The organism is Duganella caerulea, assembly GCF_040362985.1.
GTDB classification, from domain to species: Bacteria; Pseudomonadota; Gammaproteobacteria; order Burkholderiales; family Burkholderiaceae_D; genus Rugamonas; species Rugamonas vulcania.
In genome coordinates this window covers 1-214 of record NZ_BPWJ01000045.1, presented here as the reverse complement: position 1 = coordinate 214, position 214 = coordinate 1, and the positions used below count along the sequence as shown (strand labels likewise).

General features: G+C 45.3%; 1 rRNA gene. It reads left to right on the top strand.

Going from position 1 to position 214, the window contains the following annotated elements:
- Nucleotides 1-137: 137 nt before the first annotated feature.
- Nucleotides 138-214 (top strand): 16S ribosomal RNA (locus ACUJB0_RS31765); the annotation flags it as partial.

Here is a 214-nt window from a genome sequence, read left to right as displayed (position 1 = left end):
CTAGTTCTGCTGATACTTAAAATATCAAATGTTCACAAAAAATATAGGATGCTTCGCAAGAAGCAGCCTGTCAGTATTTTGAGTGAGCGACCCGTGAGAAATCACGGTGCCGAGAAATCGGCAAATAAACAGAGATTAAACTGAAGAGTTTGATCCTGGCTCAGATTGAACGCTGGCGGCATGCCTTACACATGCAAGTCGAACGGCAGCGCGG